The following is a 16,866-nucleotide window of genomic DNA, read 5'->3' on the forward strand; positions in this document are numbered from 1 at the left end:
CTGCGTCCGATGAGCAAGGCGTTAAAAGCGGGTTGAAAAACGATATCCTGTACCGCGCACGGTCTGCACCATGCGGTCATGCCCGCCGGGCTCCAGTGCTTTACGCAGGCGACGAATGTGGACATCGACCGTGCGGTCTTCCACATACACGTTAGTTCCCCAGACGTGGTTTAACAGCTGCTCGCGGCTGTACACGCGCTCAGGATGCGTCATAAAAAAGTGCAGCAGTTTAAATTCTGTCGGCCCCATCTCCAGCGGCTCTTCGCCCGCCATCACCCGGTGAGATGTCGGGTCGAGACTTAATCCCTGCATCTCAATCACCTCTTCCACCGCCATTGGCGAAATACGGCGCATTACCGCTTTGATTCGCGCCACCAGCTCCTTCGGCGAAAACGGCTTGGTGATATAGTCATCCGCGCCGGTTTCAAGGCCGCGCACGCGATCTTCTTCTTCCCCTCTGGCGGTCAACATCACCACTGGAATATCCCGGGTCATCGACTCGCGCTTGAGGTGTTTGATGAACTGGATACCGGAGCCGCCAGGTAACATCCAGTCAAGGAGAATTAAATCCGGCCAGGGTTCATTCAGTTGATTCACAGCACTGTCATAATCTTCCGCTTCGACCGGCTGAAAGCCATTTTGTTCGAGCACGAAGCAGACCATTTCGCGAATTGGAGCTTCATCTTCTACGACCAGAATACGTCTCGCCATGATTTGCCCTGTTGTAATAAATAGGTTGCGATCATTAATGCGACGTCATTATGCGTCAGATTTATGACAGATTTATGAAAAGCTCGTCGCACATATCTTCAGGTTATTGATTTCCGTGGCGCAGAAAAAAGCAAATGGCACATCTGTTTGGGTATAATCGCGCCCATGCTTTTTCGCCAGGGAACCGTTATGCGCATCCTTCACACCTCAGACTGGCATCTCGGCCAGAACTTCTACAGTAAAAGCCGCGAAGCTGAACATCAGGCTTTTCTTGACTGGCTGCTGGAGACAGCACAAACCCATCAGGTGGATGCGATTATTGTTGCTGGTGATGTTTTCGATACCGGCTCGCCGCCCAGTTACGCCCGCACGTTATACAACCGTTTTGTTGTCAATTTACAGCAAACTGGCTGTCATCTGGTGGTACTGGCAGGAAACCATGACTCGGTCGCCACGCTGAATGAATCGCGCGATATCATGGCGTTCCTCAATACGACCGTGGTCGCCAGCGCCGGACATGCGCCGCAAATCTTGCCTCGTCGCGACGGGACGCCAGGCGCCGTGCTGTGCCCCATTCCGTTTTTACGTCCGCGTGACATTATTACCAGCCAGGCGGGGCTTAACGGTATTGAAAAACAGCAGCATTTACTGGCAGCGATTACCGATTATTACCAACAACACTATGCCGATGCCTGCAAACTGCGCGGCGATCAGCCTCTGCCCATCATCGCCACGGGACATTTAACGACCGTGGGGGCCAGTAAAAGTGACGCCGTGCGTGACATTTATATTGGCACGCTGGACGCGTTTCCGGCACAAAACTTTCCACCAGCCGACTACATCGCGCTCGGGCATATTCACCGCGCACAGATTATTGGCGGCATGGAACATGTTCGCTATTGCGGCTCCCCCATTCCACTGAGTTTTGATGAATGCGGAAAGAGTAAATATGTCCATCTGGTGACATTTTCAAACGGCAAATTAGAGAGCGTGGAAAACCTGAACGTACCGGTAACGCAACCCATGGCGGTTCTGAAAGGCGATCTGGCGTCGATTACCGCACAGCTGGAACAGTGGCGCGATGTATCACAGGAGCCGCCTGTCTGGCTGGATATCGAAATCACTACTGATGAGTATCTGCATGATATTCAGCGCAAAATCCAGGCATTAACCGAATCATTGCCTGTTGAAGTATTGCTGGTACGCCGGAGTCGTGAACAGCGCGAGCGTGTGTTAGCCAGCCAACAGCGTGAAACCCTCAGCGAACTCAGCGTCGAAGAGGTGTTCAATCGCCGTCTGGCACTGGAAGAACTGGAGGAATCGCAGCAGCAACGTCTGCAGCATCTTTTCACCACGACGTTGCATACCCTCGCCGGAGAACACGAAGCATGAAAATTCTCAGCCTGCGCCTGAAAAACCTGAACTCATTAAAAGGCGAATGGAAGATTGATTTCACCCGCGAGCCGTTCGCCAGCAACGGGCTGTTTGCCATTACCGGCCCAACCGGTGCGGGGAAAACCACCCTGCTGGACGCCATTTGTCTGGCGCTGTATCACGAAACTCCACGCCTCTCTAACGTTTCACAATCGCAAAATGATCTCATGACCCGCGATACCGCCGAATGTCTGGCGGAGGTGGAGTTTGAAGTGAAAGGTGAAGCGTATCGCGCGTTCTGGAGCCAGAATCGGGCGCGTAACCAGCCGGACGGTAATTTGCAGGTGCCACGCGTAGAGCTGGCGCGCTGCGCCGACGGCAAAATTCTCGCCGACAAAGTGAAAGATAAGCTGGAACTGACGGCGACGTTAACCGGACTGGATTACGGGCGCTTCACCCGTTCGATGCTGCTTTCGCAGGGGCAATTTGCTGCCTTCCTGAATGCCAAACCCAAAGAACGCGCGGAATTGCTCGAGGAGTTAACCGGCACTGAAATCTACGGGCAAATCTCGGCGATGGTTTTTGAGCAGCACAAATCGGCCCGCACTGAGCTGGAGAAGCTGCAAGCGCAGGCCAGCGGCGTCGCGTTGCTCACGCCGGAACAAGTGCAATCGCTGACAGCGAGTTTGCAGGTACTTACTGACGAAGAAAAACAGTTACTTACCGCGCAGCAGCAAGAACAACAATCACTAAACTGGTTAACGCGTCTGGACGAATTGCAGCAAGAAGCCAGCCGCCGTCAGCAGGCCTTGCAACAGGCGTTAGCCGAAGAAGAAAAAGCGCAACCTCAACTGGCGGCGCTCAGTCTGGCACAACCGGCACGAAATCTTCGTCCGCACTGGGAACGCATCGCAGAACACAGCGCGGCGCTGGCGCATACTCGCCAGCAGATTGAAGAAGTAAATACTCGCTTACAGAGCACAATGGCGCTTCGCGCGAGCATTCGCCACCACGCGGCGAAGCAGTCAGCAGAATTACAGCAGCAGCAACAAAGCCTGAATACCTGGTTACAGGAACACGACCGCTTCCGTCAGTGGAACAACGAACTGGCGGGTTGGCGTGCGCAGTTCTCCCAACAAACCAGCGATCGCGAGCATCTGCGGCAATGGCAGCAACAGTTAACCCATGCTGAGCAAAAACTTAATACGCTTGCGGCGATCACGTTGACGTTAACCGCCGGTGAAGTTGCTAGCGCCCTGGCGCAACATGCCGAGCAACGCACGCTGCGTCAGCGCCTGGTCGCGCTGCATGGGCAGATTGTTCCCCAACAAAAACGTCTGGCGCAGTTAATGGTCACTATCCAGAATGTCACTCTGGAACAGACGCAACGTAATGCTGCACTTAACGAAATGCGCCAGCGTTATAAAGAAAAGACGCAGCAACTTGCCGATGTCAAAACCATTTGCGAGCAGGAAGCGCGCATCAAAACGCTGGAAGCTCAACGTGCACAGTTACAGGCGGGTCAGCCTTGCCCACTTTGTGGTTCCACCAGCCACCCGGCGGTCGAGGCGTATCAGGCGCTGGAGCCTGGTGTTAATCAGTCTCGATTACTGGCGCTGGAAAACGAAGTTAAAAAGCTCGGTGAAGAAGGTGCGACGCTACGTGGGCAACTGGACGCCTTAACAAAGCAGCTTCAGCGCGATGAAAACGAAGCGCAAAGCCTCCGACAAGATGAGCAAGCACTTACTCAACAATGGCAAGCCGTCACGGCCAGCCTCAATATCACGTTGCAGCCACAGGACGATATTCAACCGTGGCTGGATGCACAAGATGAGCACGAACGCCAGCTGCGGTTACTCAGCCAACGACATGAATTACAAGGGCAGATTGCCGCGCATAATCAGCAAATTATCCAGTATCAACAGCAAATTGAACAACGCCAGCAGCAGCTCTTAACGGCATTGGCGGGTTATGCACTGACAGTGCCACAGGAAGATGAAGAAGAGAGCTGGTTGGCGACACGTCAGCAAGAAGCGCAGAGCTGGCAGCAACACCAGAACGAATTAACCGCGCTGCAAAACCGTATTCAGCAGCTGACGCCGATTCTGGAAACGTTGCCGCAAAGTGATGAACTCCCGCACTGCGAAGAAACTGTGGTATTGGAAAACTGGCGGCAGGTACATGAACAATGTCTCGCATTACACAGCCAGCAGCAGACGTTACAGCAACAGGATGTTCTGGCGGCGCAAAGTCTGCAAAAAGCCCAGGCGCAGTTTGACACCGCGCTACAGGCCAGCGTCTTTGACGATCAGCAGGCGTTCCTTGCGGCGCTAGTGGATGAACAAACACTAACGCAGCTGGAACAGCTCAAGCAGAATCTGGAAAACCAGCGCCGTCAGGCGCAAACGCTGGTCACTCAGACAGCAGAAACGCTGGCACAGCATCAGCAACACCGACCTGGCGGGTTGGCTCTCACTGTGACGGTGGAGCAGATTCAGCAAGAGTTAGCGCAAACTCACCAAAAATTGCGTGAGAACACCACGAGTCAAGGCGAGATTCGCCAGCAGCTGAAGCAGGATGCAGATAACCGTCAGCAACAACAAACCTTAATGCAGCAAATTGCTCAAATGACGCAGCAGGTTGAGGACTGGGGATATCTGAATTCGCTAATAGGTTCCAAAGAGGGCGATAAATTCCGCAAATTTGCCCAGGGGCTGACGCTGGATAATTTAGTCCATCTCGCTAATCAGCAACTTACCCGGCTGCACGGGCGCTATCTGTTACAGCGCAAAGCCAGCGAGGCGCTGGAAGTCGAGGTTGTTGATACCTGGCAGGCAGATGCGGTACGCGATACCCGTACCCTTTCCGGCGGCGAAAGTTTCCTCGTCAGTCTGGCGCTGGCACTGGCGCTTTCAGATCTGGTCAGCCATAAAACACGTATTGACTCGCTGTTCCTTGATGAAGGTTTTGGCACGCTGGATAGCGAAACGCTGGATACCGCCCTTGATGCGCTGGATGCCCTGAACGCCAGTGGCAAAACCATCGGTGTGATTAGCCACGTAGAAGCGATGAAAGAGCGTATTCCGGTGCAGATCAAAGTGAAAAAGATCAATGGACTGGGCTACAGCAAACTGGAAAGTACGTTTGCAGTGAAATAACTATTCAGCAGGATAATGAATACAGAGGGGCGAATTATCTCTTGGCCTTGCTGGTCGTTATCCTGCAAGCTATCACTTTATTGGCTACGGTGATTGGTAGCCGTTCTGGTGGTTGTGATGGTGGTATGAAAAAAGTCATTTTATCTTTGGCTCTGGGCACGTTTGGTTTGGGGATGGCCGAATTTGGCATTATGGGCGTGCTCACGGAGCTGGCGCATAACGTAGGAATTTCGATTCCTGCTGCCGGGCATATGATCTCGTATTATGCGCTGGGGGTGGTGGTCGGTGCGCCAATAATCGCACTCTTTTCCAGCCGCTACTCACTCAAACATATCTTGTTGTTTCTGGTGGCGTTGTGCGTCATTGGCAACGCCATGTTCACGCTCTCTTCGTCTTACCTGATGCTTGCCATTGGTCGCCTGGTTTCCGGCTTTCCGCATGGCGCATTTTTTGGCGTCGGAGCGATCGTGTTATCAAAAATTATCAAACCCGGAAAAGTCACCGCCGCCGTGGCGGGGATGGTTTCCGGGATGACAGTCGCCAATTTGCTGGGCATTCCGCTGGGAACGTATTTAAGTCAGGAATTTAGCTGGCGTTACACCTTTTTATTGATCGCTGTTTTTAATATTGCGGTGATGGCATCGGTCTATTTTTGGGTGCCGGATATTCGCGACGAGGCGAAAGGAAAGCTGCGCGAACAATTTCACTTTTTGCGCAGCCCGGCCCCGTGGTTAATTTTCGCCGCCACCATGTTTGGCAACGCAGGTGTGTTTGCCTGGTTCAGCTACGTAAAGCCATACATGATGTTTATTTCCGGTTTTTCGGAAACGGCGATGACCTTTATTATGATGTTAGTTGGGCTAGGGATGGTGCTGGGGAATATGCTAAGTGGCAGGATTTCAGGACGTTATTCACCACTGCGCATTGCGGCAGTGACTGACTTTATAATTGTACTGGCACTGCTGATGCTCTTTTTCTGCGGCGGCATGAAAATAACGTCGCTTATTTTTGCTTTTATTTGTTGCGCGGGATTATTTGCCCTTTCAGCACCTCTACAAATATTGTTACTGCAAAACGCCAAAGGCGGAGAGTTATTAGGTGCTGCAGGTGGGCAAATAGCCTTTAACCTCGGTAGCGCCGTCGGCGCATATTGCGGTGGTATGATGCTGACGCTGGGGCTGACATATAATTACGTGGCGCTGCCTGCCGCCCTGCTTTCGTTTGCTGCTATGTCGTCATTGCTGCTGTATGGTCGCTATAAGCGCCAGCAAGCGGCGGATACTCCGGTGCTGGCGAAACCTCTGGGGTAGATTGCAGTCACGGAGCACGTTGCTTATTGCCGGATGCGGCGTGAACGCCTTATCCGCCCTACGCGGTTCTGGCACATTTTGTAGGCCTGATAAGACGCGGCAAGCGTCGCATCAGGCATGATGCGCCAATTGCCTGGGTTTTTTACTCTTGTGGCCATAACCACGCAGCGCCGCGCACGCCGCTGGAATCACCATGCTTCGCCTTACGCACCGGCGTTTCACATTCGCCGCCGAAGACAAATTGTTTAATCAACTGCGGAACCGTTTGATATAAACGGTCTACATTGCTCATCCCGCCTCCCAGGACAATCACATCCGGATCGAGAATATTCACGACATGTGCCAGCGATTTTGCCAGCCGCAGCTCGTAGCGACGCAATGCCAGTTCCGCTACCGGATCGCTTTCTTCAACCAGGCGGATAATTTCACTGCCTTTCAGCGCATGTCCGCTCAAACGACGATAATCCGTCGCGAATCCCGTGCCCGAAATAAAGGTTTCAATACAACCTTGTTTACCGCAATAACAAGGGACTTCCTCGCGATAACGCAGTTCGTCTTCGTCCATCCACGGTAGCGGATTGTGTCCCCACTCACCTGCCGTGCCATTGCCGCCGATATGCGCCCGCCCATTGAATGCCACGCCCGCGCCGCATCCCGTGCCGATAATCACGGCAAATACCGTCTGCGCTCCCGCTGCCGCGCCATCTACCGCTTCTGAAACCGCCAGACAGTTGGCGTCATTTGCCAGCCGCACTTCCCGCTGCAACCTCGCGCTTAAGTCTTTATCGAATGGCTGACCGTTGAGCCAGGTTGAATTGGCATTCTTCACCACACCGGTGTAAGGAGAAATTGAGCCAGGAATGCCCATACCTACCGTTCCGCGCTGCCCCGTCGCCTGCTCCGCCATATCAACCAACGTGGCGATCGTTTCAATAGTCTGCCGGTAATCATCACGCGGCGTGGGCAGACGATGGCGGTACAACTGCTCCCCTGCATCGCCCAGTGCAATCACTTCAGTTTTGGTGCCGCCTAAATCGATACCTATACGCACGGTACTCTCCTTATTTTTTTCAATATCAATAGCGTAGAGACGGACAACCGGATTGGCAATGCAAGGCCGCCGACAATTCGTTATCATGCCCGCTAAATTTAACGACAAGGCCGTGGAAATTATCATGCTGTGGTTCAAAAATTTAATGGTTTACCGTCTTAGCCGCGAGATTTCGCTGCGTGCAGAAGAGATGGAAAAACAGCTAGCCTCGATGGCATTTACCCCATGCGGCAGCCAGGACATGGCGAAGATGGGCTGGGTTCCTCCGATGGGATCGCACAGCGATGCGTTAACGCACGTTGCCAATGGTCAAATTGTTATCTGCGCACGCAAAGAAGAAAAAATCCTCCCGTCTCCGGTGATTAAACAGGCGCTGGAAGCGAAAATCGCCAAACTGGAAGCGGAACAGGCGCGTAAGCTGAAGAAAACCGAAAAAGATTCGCTGAAAGACGAAGTGCTGCACTCTCTGCTGCCGCGTGCTTTCAGCCGTTTTAGCCAGACAATGATGTGGATCGACACGGTTAACGGTTTGATTATGGTGGACTGCGCCAGTGCCAAAAAAGCGGAAGATACGCTGGCACTGCTGCGTAAAAGCCTGGGGTCGTTACCGGTTGTACCATTGAGCATGGAAAACCCGATTGAACTGACGCTGACCGAATGGGTACGTTCCGGTAGTGCGGCACAGGGCTTCCAGCTGCTTGATGAAGCCGAGCTGAAATCGTTGCTGGAAGATGGCGGCGTGATCCGCGCGAAGAAACAAGATCTGACCAGCGAAGAGATCACCAATCACATTGAAGCCGGAAAAGTGGTGACTAAACTGGCGCTCGACTGGCAGCAGCGCATTCAGTTTGTGATGTGCGACGATGGTTCGCTCAAGCGTCTGAAGTTCTGCGACGAGCTGCGCGATCAAAACGAAGATATCGACCGTGAAGATTTCGCCCAGCGTTTTGATGCCGATTTCATCCTGATGACTGGTGAACTGGCAGCGTTAATTCAAAACCTGATTGAAGGATTAGGTGGCGAAGCACAACGTTAATTGCTGATTTACCTTTAATGCCGGATGCGACGCCTGCCGCGTCTTATCCGGCGTACGAAGCCACACCAGGCATATAATTATTCGCTACGGCGGGCAATAATTTTTAGCGCAGCAATATTATGCGTTTTACGCCGTAACTGATCTAATCGCCTCATCCCTATTCGCCTGTCAGCAGCACGCAGAATATTCACTAACCCCCATTTATCGCTGGTAAATTGTTTTGTTAACAGCTCCGCTTTTGGGGTGTCAATATATTCACGCAATAAATCAGAAATTGAACAAATATCCGTCAGGTAAGGATACCAGCAAGTTTCACCGTGAAAATTACGCACTCCACCGTTACCTGCAATAAAGTCTTTCGGGTAATCCCAGATCACGTTTTTATCCAACGTGATCCAATAACGCGGTAAATCGGTGCTTCCACCATTTTGGCTGCGCATGGGATAACGGGTACAGTGAATTTGCAGGTTGATCGTTGGCGTCAGTAAGTCATAGATCTCCCGCTGTAACTTGCTCCATGGACGTTGTGTCATTGTTTTTCCTCAAGCCGGTGACGCGCTTCACTGCGAATTTTCCGCGTTGCCCCGGTTTTCACTAAATCCCGTAACTGCGAAAGATCGGGTTTATCGACAAATAAAAGTAATGATGGATCCTCTTTTAGCCACACCGTTTTCACATCGGCAGCCAGCTGTGGATTATTAATAGCCAGCGACCGATCCTGAGACTCACTCAATGTCGTTAACAACGACGCCGGGGTATGTGCGTTGCGTAATGCCGTTTGGCGCAAATGATCATTGCGACTTTGCAGCAATGCACGCCACCATTCATCATCTGATTTATCTTTTATCGTCGCCAGTTCCGCAAAAATATCGCTATCCTCATGGTTCCAGCGGTGTAATCCTCTTTCACTTTGTCTACGGGTGCTATTTTTCATACTGACAACAGCCAGCGCCCAGTCAGAGTTGAAGCGATACTGTTGATCGAGTTTGTTGATAATTCCGGAAGATAAATCTTTATTATCAAATAATTGGTTACGCATTCGATAGCGGTATTCAGCGGGTAAATCAACCAGTAAATCAATGGCATTATTTAACATCTCTTCGTCAACAACACCATTATCAATCAGCGCCAGCTGTACTTCGTAGGCTTGCTCTTGATCTTCTTGCCGTTTGCTCATCATTAAATTTAATGTGCGTTGCCATAACTGTTTCTTATATTCCAGCGGCAATAATTTATCGCGTGCCAGCTCATCCCAGACGGTGGGAACATCATGCTGAGTCAATAGATAACTAATCACGTCCTTCGATGTCAGATAACGCGCACCTTCGCGCAAATTGTGCACATCTTCTTTTGCCAGAGACAGTTGACGCATCTCCGGCAACGCTATCAATAACGCCTTTACGATATTTTTATTTTCTTTATTATCCAGATACATTTGTTCTGCGATACGTTCAATATCCTCTGTACGCAGGGTTGCTGACAGTTGGGTAATTTTTAATTCAGTAAGCGTCCGGGCTAATGCTTCACGAACTTTCAGTGATTTATCTTTACTCAACATCACTGCTTGTTGTGCGGTTAAATCTGCTCCGGTAATTCTTTCACGTAACTCCGGGTCTTCGTTATTTATCAACTCATCGGCCACTGCAGTCGGAACCAGCCAGGCGTAATCGTAATGGCTGAGTAATGTCTTGCGTACACTGAGAAAGGGGCTATGACTTAACGACGCAACAATATCTGGAGAAAGATTATCCTGTCTGGCCTGCTCCAGCTGTACGCTCTCGACGGGTACAGACATTAATTTTTTATTCACATCGGCGGAAATATTACTGTTTTTAACCAGCCCTCTGGCAACAGCCTCATCTTTAATTAATTCATCGGTAAGCAAATGCATCTGTTGAGCGGGCCAGGACTGCGCCATCGATTCACGCGTCTGGTCATCGGGGTGCTGTAACAGTTGCAGCATAACGGCGGGTGATAAACTCTCTGTATGAGTCAGAAAACGTGCCACCAGTGGATCTTGATGCTTTATTTTATTCGCTGGGAAATTATCGAGTTTCCCCGTTTCAATCCATTTTAATTTCTCATTAATTTCAGGAGCGGCTTTATCTCGAAAAAGCGGTAAACCCTGAACGATGTTGTCTGCGACGCTATCATAGTCAGGATACGCATTGGAAATGTTATCGGTTTCGATTTCAGTGTGATCATAAAGATCGGCAGTCACCAGTGAATAGGCTTTTTGAATATTCTCATCCCAGTTATATCCTTCACCGCTTTCATCTTCATTGATATAAAACTCAGCTTTGATGACCTCAAATTGCGTTGCTTTATCGGAAACAATAATGCCTCGCGCGCTAATTCCCTTCATCACTTCAAAGTTGTGATCATTGTAATCAGCATAAACTAAACCTTTCGCTGTCATCTGTCCTTTGACATACGCGAAATCATGATTAATAAAGTTATCGACAATAACATTACCTAATACAATCAGATGACCATTACCTGACAGATAATCATCATAATCGCCGGAAATCGTTAAATTACCGTTCACCACCAGTTTATTTTGATTGCTGAAGTTAGCGGGTAATGATAGGTTACCATTATGATAATACCAGCGGATATTATCTTTTAGCATATAAGCAGCTTCCATACTATCGTCGGTTGCCGCTTTAACCACGTTGCGCTCATCTGCCGTCATAAGATGAAAGTCAGAGGTGATAAGGTCCTCGCTACTGATCCACTCTGTGGCACATGCATTGCCAGTCATAAAAAATAAGACCATACAGATGACCAATATATTAATTCTATTCATAATCTTCAATGATATTTATATCAACCTTGATGAATTATGAATATATCGGAAATTGAAAAAATCGCAGCAAAGGAAATATTATTATGGGTTAAAGAGAGGATATTTCAGAAAAATGCCCTCCCGTTCAAGGGGAAGGCGAGGAATTACAGATAGCGGCACAGATAAGAGGTGGGTTCGGCAACTTGCAGATGAAACTCACTGTGACCGGGAACATTAAACACCGAACCGGCTTCATACACTTGCCAGTCGGTCGCGTCAGGCAGTAACACATTCAGCGCGCCACTGATTACCGTCATCTCTTCCGGCTCAGCGGTGCTGAAGGTGTATTCGCCTTCAACCATAACACCCACGCTGGCGCGACCAGTGCTGCTGCTGGAAAAGCCGATCGATTTCACTTTGCCGGAAAAGTACTCATTACTTTGAAGCATAAACTGGCCCTGTCTGGTAGTTGAACATCTACTTCACTATAGGGGCCAGAGGCGCTGGCTGTCACGCAAAATTACACCAGTAATTCCGCAGCCAACCGTGCAATCAATACGTTAGAGAGCAAGACAGGAACATCGAGCTGTTTTTGCAGTAAATCGCGATGACGCTGGTTAAATCCCAAACAATCCAGCATGATGACATCTGCGCCTTTCGCCAGTAATTCTTTCCCGGCATCAATGATTTTTTGTTCTGAATCATGAATGGGGTTACCCAATGAAAATACCGGCGGTTTCTGCAAAATTTGCCATTTTTGCGCCTGAACGGTCAGCAACTCCTCAACCGGTACGATAACCCCCACCTGATGATCTTCAACAATAGAGGAAACCAGCGGTGGCAATATCCGCGACGGCTCAAGAAAGATCGTATTACGCGCAGTCATACTACTAATGTTTGCCGTACTCATTAATATAATGACGTCGTAGCCCTGATTATCGAGCACTTCAACCACACCTTGCAGGTCACGCTCTACTTTGCGACGCGAAACATGGGCCAGATGGTTGTCATTTAATAATGTGAGAATTGTGTCTTCGCCTGCTTCTGGCGCGTACTCCGCCATCACTTCTTCGCGGCTTAACTTCCCCAGCAGGCTATGATGGGAAATATTATCTTCGTCAATGTATTCTGTCAGGAGCGGCAAAACTTCCTGCATAGGTACAATGCCGATGGTCAGGATCGCCAACGACGCACTCATTGTTCTTCCACCTTACTTTTATTTCGTCGTTAATTACCGGGCAAGTGTTAAGCACCACTGCTGACACTTACTTGTGCTACAAATGACAAAAAGCGTAGCAGCAGACGTGCACGGCATAATGTAAAGATTCCAAATGATTCCAGTAATGGATTGTTATTGTTTAATATTCTAATTATTTGAAAAACATGAATTATGAAAAATGTGACGCAGATCCCTTGTAGTGGCACTCAGAATCCCTTCCGAGCAGTCTGATGCGGTCACTCTTTGTCAGGGTCCTCATAGCGTTTTTTCGCATCCATCGCTTCCTGAGCGGTAGGATGTTCACTGATCAACGAGTCTGGTTTAGGATGATCGGCTCTGAGTTGGTACCAGGTTACCGTCTGTCCTGGCTTTCCTTTTTCAATCGTCACTATATATGCTTCACGAGGATAAGGCGGTTTCGTTGGCATCGTTCTTCCTTATTTCACGGGATGAACGTTAAGTATAGGCGCTCGAAAATCAACAATTGATCGTCTGTGCCAGGGCGCCGCGAATTTCAGAAATCACCTGGCTGGGTTCGTTTGTTGCGTCGATGATAATATGCGCAACTTCGCGATATAGCGCATCGCGTTCTTCCAGCACTTCCTGAACTTCTTCGCTCAGCGGCTTTCCCGTTAAGGTTGGCCGTAAATCTTCTTCCGGTGCAGCTTGCAGTCGGTTAACCAGGACTGATACTGGCGCACACAAATAAACCACGATCCCGTTATTTTGCATAAAGTGACGATTAAATTCCGTCAGAATAATGCCGCCGCCTGTAGCGATAACGGTGGATGGCGCAGTTACCGCTTCCAGCGCCGCCGTTTCTCTGGCGCGAAATCCCGCCCACTCTTCCCTTTCGACGATCTCCGCGACCGTCATATTGAGCTGTGATTGCAACCACTGATCGGTATCGACAAACCGACGGTTAAGCGAATCGGCAAGGGCCATTCCGACCGTTGTTTTACCACAGCCCCGAGGCCCGATCAGAAAAAGAGGTTGTGTCATCGTGGGTTTTCCCCAATAGGTCGCAATGCGGCGAAAGCCGGTGTCATGAGAATAGCCATCATACCATCAAACTAGTACAATTTCGATTGTAAAGAAAAAATTCCACTTAAAGTGAAAATCTCAATACATCCCTTACTATACCAATAAATATTCAAGAATGAAGTGTAAATAATAAATTACATTTAGCCACGACTACGTTGCACTTCCAGCCACCACTTCTCCAGCTCCGCGGCAAAGGCCTGGCGGTCACGTTGTGAAAGGCTATCTGGTCCGCCGGTCTGGATCCCACTGGCACGTAAGGTATCCATAAAATCGCGCATCGTCAGGCGCTCACGAATGGTCGCTGGTGTGTAACGTTCACCGCGCGGATTAAGCGCCGCAGCGCCTTTCTCGATGGCTTCAGCAGCCAAAGGTATATCTGCGGTGATCACCAAATCGCCCGCTTCACACTGCCGGACAATTTCGTTATCGGCAACGTCGAAACCTGCCGCGACGCGCAGCGTACGAATAAATCGCGATGGCGGCACGCGTAAACTCTGGTTTGCTACCAGTACCAGCGGCATCTGCATACGTTCCGCCGCGCGATACAAAATCTCTTTAATTACATTGGGACACGCGTCGGCATCCACCCAAATTGTCATAAAGTCATCCTTTGTTGGGTAATCCTCTATTGTGTCGCGCTTTTGCCTTCCGGCATAGTTCTGTTTATGCTTCTGCCAGCGATTATCAAAACAATGAATTTCACGGCAGGAGTGAGGCAATGGAAAAGAAAATCGGTTTTATTGGCTGCGGCAATATGGGAAAAGCCATTCTCGGCGGTCTGATTGCCAGCGGTCAGGTGCTTCCAGGGCAAATCTGGGTATACACCCCCTCCCCGGATAAAGTCGCCGCCCTGCATGACCAGTTCGGCATCAACGCCGCAGAATCGGCACAAGAAGTGGCGCAAATCGCCGACATCATTTTTGCTGCCGTTAAACCTGGCATCATGATTAAAGTGCTTAGCGAAATCACCTCCAGCCTTAATAAAGACTCTCTGGTCGTTTCTATTGCTGCAGGTGTCACGCTCGACCAGCTTGCCCGCGCGCTGGGCCATGACCGGAAAATTATCCGCGCCATGCCGAACACTCCCGCGCTGGTTAATGCCGGGATGACCTCGGTAACGCCAAACGCGCTGGTAACCCCAGAAGATACCGCTGATGTGCTGAATATTTTCCGCTGCTTTGGCGAAGCGGAAGTCATTGCTGAGCCGATGATCCACCCAGTGGTGGGTGTGAGCGGTTCTTCGCCAGCCTATGTCTTTATGTTTATCGAAGCGATGGCCGACGCCGCCGTGCTGGGCGGGATGCCACGCGCGCAGGCCTACAAATTTGCCGCCCAGGCGGTAATGGGTTCCGCAAAAATGGTGCTGGAAACGGGAGAACATCCGGGGGCACTGAAAGATATGGTCTGCTCACCGGGAGGCACCACCATTGAAGCGGTACGCGTACTGGAAGAGAAAGGCTTCCGTGCTGCAGTGATCGAAGCGATGACGAAGTGTATGGAAAAATCAGAAAAACTCAGCAAATCCTGATAACTTTCGCCGGACGTCAGGCCGCCACTTCGGTGCGGTTACGTCCGGCTTTCTTTGCTTTGTAGAGCGCCAAATCTGCCGATTTCAACCACTCACGATAGTGACTCATTTGTGGGTTCAGCGGCGCAACCCCCACACTAATCCGTAAAGTTACCTGTGGCGTATTCGGCAAGCGTAATGTGTTTAGCCCTTCATGCACCCGTAACATGGCGGTAATGGCGCTCTCAGCTGGCGTACCGGACATGATTACCGCAAACTCATCGCCGCCAAACCGACCAATCACATCGCTACCGCGCAGGGTAATTTGTAACTGTCGGGTAAGCGCCACAATCGCTTCATCGCCCACATCATGGCCCCAGGTATCGTTGATGCTCTTGAAATGGTCGATATCGATAATCAGTAACGTTGCATCGCGATTATGCCGCCGACAGTTATCAAATTCATTGCGTAACATAGTTTCCCAATGACGTCGGTTATACACGCCCGTCATGCCGTCGCGGGTACTCATGACCTGCAACCTGCGTTTATGTTCCGCCAGTTTGGTTGCCGTCTGGTAGCTGACCCAACCAAACAGCAGAGGGTAAATGACGATAATGGGAAGGGAGAGCCACCATTCCAGCGGCGCACTATTGAACGACACGGTAATGCCCGTCAGCTCGAGGGTGACAAGGCAGGAAACCACCATCAACACCAGACCCGCGACAAACAGACGGGGGCCGCCTGCCCCCATCAAATTCAGACACATAATCATCAACATCGCGGTGGAAGGCAGCACGTTTACGCCCATTACGCCTACCCACATTCCCGCTAATACTGCATCGGTTTTTAAGTTGTAAATTTCCCGGCTAAGCGGATCGACGGCCCTGCTCGCTATCTGCCAGGCTAAATGCGGCCAGACGAACGCCCAGCCGACCAACACCAGCCACCACCAGCCCGGCGGCGGGTGTGAAACCAGCGTTGAAGCAATCGGTAAGAACATGCCAGCCAGGCCAACCGCACGGGGTAGTCTGACGCGACGGGCGAAGCGCAGCCCGGACCGCTGATGTTCGTTTTGAGGAGTTAAAGGAGGTTCCTCCCCGTGCGCCGCCGCTTTTTTGAAAAAGTTTTCATCATTCATTATTTTTGGGAACATTCAGAAACAATTTTCCCAAATTATAGAGACGGGGCTAAAGGCAGAAGTATGAAATTTCGGGTGAGCCATTTTAGTAGCTCACCCGTTAGCACTATCAGGTATCAGGCGGCTTTCTTGAGGCAGGCGCTCATAAACTTATTACGATCATCACCTTTCAGTGATTGTTGCGTTGCTTGATTATTACATTCGCGCATCTTTTGCTGCTGTGGCGTCAAACTTTTTTCACCAGGCGCAGACTTGCTGTTCTTCAGGCAATCACTCATGTAGGTCTTACGAGCATCCCCTTTCAACGCCTGTGCCGTCGCCTGCTGATTACAGGAGGTCATACGCTGTTGTTGTGGGGTTAAGGTTCTCTCGGCAGCGCCGACGGTGGTTAAAAAAACCAGACCGAAAAGCAAGGTAACCAGTAATGTAATTTTCATAGCACCATCCCTCTTCATGTTTTAACCATGAGCGTATGCGCCCGTGATCTGCCATTAAGTCTGGTTGCTAACAGCAAAAAAACCACCCGGCAG

16 protein-coding genes are annotated in these 16,866 nt (G+C 50.4%); 5 read left to right on the plus strand and 11 right to left on the minus strand.

Going from position 1 to position 16,866, the window contains the following annotated elements; translation table 11 throughout:
• Positions 1–21: 21 nt before the first annotated feature.
• Entirely contained in the window at positions 22–711 is a 690-nt protein-coding gene (gene phoB, locus ACJHW7_RS14550; RefSeq protein ID WP_000113933.1) for a phosphate response regulator transcription factor PhoB, read from the minus strand.
• Positions 712–900: 189 nt separating this feature from the next.
• Between phoB and sbcD the strand changes: the two genes are divergently transcribed.
• From sbcD to araJ, 3 genes are all read left to right on the plus strand, one after another.
• Positions 901–2,103 (plus strand): exonuclease subunit SbcD, encoded by a 1,203-nt coding sequence (gene sbcD, locus ACJHW7_RS14555; protein ID WP_001221320.1) that lies wholly within the window; start codon positions 901–903, stop codon positions 2,101–2,103.
• Positions 2,100–5,243: an exonuclease subunit SbcC gene (gene sbcC / locus ACJHW7_RS14560; RefSeq protein WP_021556555.1), complete on the plus strand. Its 3,144-nt coding sequence runs from the start codon at positions 2,100–2,102 to the stop codon at positions 5,241–5,243. The genes sbcD and sbcC overlap by 4 nt, the downstream gene beginning before the upstream one ends.
• 125 nt (positions 5,244–5,368) lie before the next feature.
• Positions 5,369–6,553 (plus strand): MFS transporter AraJ, encoded by a 1,185-nt coding sequence (gene araJ, locus ACJHW7_RS14565; RefSeq protein WP_032154063.1) that lies wholly within the window; start codon positions 5,369–5,371, stop codon positions 6,551–6,553.
• A gap of 142 nt (positions 6,554–6,695) precedes the next feature.
• Here araJ and mak read toward each other — a convergent pair whose 3' ends face one another.
• The gene (mak, locus tag ACJHW7_RS14570; RefSeq protein WP_001219315.1) at positions 6,696–7,604 is read right to left on the minus strand and encodes a fructokinase; all 909 of its coding nucleotides are present in this window, start codon (positions 7,602–7,604) and stop codon (positions 6,696–6,698) included.
• Positions 7,605–7,728: 124 nt separating this feature from the next.
• On the opposite strand from mak, the gene rdgC reads away from it, so the two are divergent.
• Positions 7,729–8,640, plus strand: a complete 912-nt coding sequence (gene rdgC / locus ACJHW7_RS14575) for a recombination-associated protein RdgC (RefSeq protein WP_001298537.1) — start codon at positions 7,729–7,731, stop codon at positions 8,638–8,640.
• A gap of 77 nt (positions 8,641–8,717) precedes the next feature.
• Here rdgC and ACJHW7_RS14580 read toward each other — a convergent pair whose 3' ends face one another.
• The 7 genes from ACJHW7_RS14580 to ACJHW7_RS14610 all read right to left on the minus strand — a co-directional run bounded on the left by ACJHW7_RS14580 (position 8,718) and on the right by ACJHW7_RS14610 (position 14,290).
• A complete protein-coding gene (locus tag ACJHW7_RS14580; protein ID WP_000194199.1) occupies positions 8,718–9,173 on the minus strand; it encodes a hypothetical protein in 456 nt (151 codons plus the stop codon).
• Positions 9,170–11,449 carry a DUF2773 domain-containing protein gene (locus tag ACJHW7_RS14585; RefSeq protein WP_122987900.1) on the minus strand — a complete coding sequence of 760 codons (2,280 nt, stop codon included), beginning with the start codon at positions 11,447–11,449 and terminating at the stop codon, positions 9,170–9,172. Before ACJHW7_RS14585 ends, ACJHW7_RS14580 begins: the two co-directional genes overlap by 4 nt.
• Before the next feature lie 143 nt (positions 11,450–11,592).
• Positions 11,593–11,877 (minus strand): pyrimidine/purine nucleoside phosphorylase, encoded by a 285-nt coding sequence (gene ppnP, locus ACJHW7_RS14590; RefSeq protein ID WP_000941942.1) that lies wholly within the window; start codon positions 11,875–11,877, stop codon positions 11,593–11,595.
• A 71-nt stretch (positions 11,878–11,948) separates the two neighbouring features.
• A complete protein-coding gene (locus ACJHW7_RS14595) occupies positions 11,949–12,626 on the minus strand; it encodes an AroM family protein (RefSeq protein WP_001276403.1) in 678 nt (225 codons plus the stop codon).
• A 257-nt stretch (positions 12,627–12,883) separates the two neighbouring features.
• Positions 12,884–13,075, minus strand: coding sequence for a protein YaiA (yaiA, locus tag ACJHW7_RS14600; protein ID WP_001142439.1), 192 nt, complete (start codon positions 13,073–13,075; stop codon positions 12,884–12,886).
• A 49-nt stretch (positions 13,076–13,124) separates the two neighbouring features.
• Positions 13,125–13,649, minus strand: a complete 525-nt coding sequence (gene aroL / locus ACJHW7_RS14605; RefSeq protein ID WP_021556551.1) for a shikimate kinase AroL — start codon at positions 13,647–13,649, stop codon at positions 13,125–13,127.
• Between the two features lie 182 nt (positions 13,650–13,831).
• Positions 13,832–14,290 carry a YaiI/YqxD family protein gene (locus ACJHW7_RS14610; protein WP_000158159.1) on the minus strand — a complete coding sequence of 153 codons (459 nt, stop codon included), beginning with the start codon at positions 14,288–14,290 and terminating at the stop codon, positions 13,832–13,834.
• 119 nt (positions 14,291–14,409) lie between these two features.
• Between ACJHW7_RS14610 and proC the strand changes: the two genes are divergently transcribed.
• Positions 14,410–15,219, plus strand: a complete 810-nt coding sequence (gene proC, locus ACJHW7_RS14615) for a pyrroline-5-carboxylate reductase (RefSeq protein WP_001295331.1) — start codon at positions 14,410–14,412, stop codon at positions 15,217–15,219.
• A 16-nt stretch (positions 15,220–15,235) separates the two neighbouring features.
• On the opposite strand, the gene adrA is transcribed toward proC, so the two are convergent.
• Both adrA and psiF read right to left on the minus strand, forming a co-directional pair.
• The gene (adrA, locus tag ACJHW7_RS14620) at positions 15,236–16,351 is read right to left on the minus strand and encodes a diguanylate cyclase AdrA (RefSeq protein WP_000484048.1); all 1,116 of its coding nucleotides are present in this window, start codon (positions 16,349–16,351) and stop codon (positions 15,236–15,238) included.
• 101 nt (positions 16,352–16,452) lie between these two features.
• Positions 16,453–16,773, minus strand: a complete 321-nt coding sequence (gene psiF / locus ACJHW7_RS14625; RefSeq protein ID WP_001295332.1) for a phosphate starvation-inducible protein PsiF — start codon at positions 16,771–16,773, stop codon at positions 16,453–16,455.
• Positions 16,774–16,866 lie beyond the last annotated feature (93 nt).

Source organism: Escherichia sp. WS1152 (assembly GCF_046487665.1).
GTDB lineage: Bacteria > Pseudomonadota > Gammaproteobacteria > Enterobacterales > Enterobacteriaceae > Escherichia > Escherichia coli.